The sequence below is a fragment of the Faecousia intestinalis genome, from assembly GCF_040096185.1.
In the GTDB taxonomy this organism is placed as follows: Bacteria; Bacillota; Clostridia; order Oscillospirales; family Oscillospiraceae; genus JAZOXB01.
Genome location: NZ_JBBMFF010000008.1, coordinates 1 through 672, shown reverse-complemented (window position 1 = coordinate 672; position 672 = coordinate 1). Strand labels below are relative to the sequence as shown.

Annotated in this window: 1 protein-coding gene; it reads left to right on the top strand. The window is 47.6% G+C overall.

Translation table 11 applies throughout. The annotated features are described in order from the left end of the window. On the top strand, positions 1-664 hold a 664-nt coding region (locus tag WMO66_RS00065), incomplete at its 5' end, for a hypothetical protein (protein ID WP_349134365.1). Positions 665-672 lie beyond the last annotated feature (8 nt).

The following is a 672-nucleotide window of genomic DNA, read 5'->3' as shown; positions in this document are numbered from 1 at the left end:
GCATAAAGGAATAGCAATTTTTATTGTAATTGTAATAGTGATTTCCTCGCTCTTATTCGGCTGCACAAAGCAGAAATCGGAACCGATGACAAACATCTGGGTTTCTCCCTACTACATTAGTAATTGGCTATACAACGCGGAAGGCAAATACCTGCATACAGGAGCTGACGGTGAGGTAACAGCGGATTCTACGATGGAAATCCTGCGTGAAAGTACCTGGCCAATGGGTGTTACAGCTACAATGCCAAAGTACCTGATTCCAGATACGGAAAAGCTGCGTTTTGAAGTCACATCCAAAAATGCATGGATGCGGGTAGATAGCGATAAAATTTATCTCCTAATCGAACTGATGAATGAGGCAGATGATCAGTGGCTGGAGTTGACAGCGACCGGCTTCCGTCTGAAGGGTGAGGTAGCTTCATACAGTGCAAGGGGATGGTTTGGGCAAGTATCCTTTCCAAGCACAGACGAATTCTATTACACACTGACCGGCGAGCAGGAGAGCGACCTGCAGGTATACTGGCAGGACAATACGCTCCGGATCGTCTCCGAAAGTCCCGGTGAAGTTACGCTGCATTTAAAAGACCTGAAGGATACCTACCAGTTCCCGGCGGGCGGCTGCGTGATCACGGACTTTGCCGACGGGAAGATCATCGTCCAATAATCAAAAAC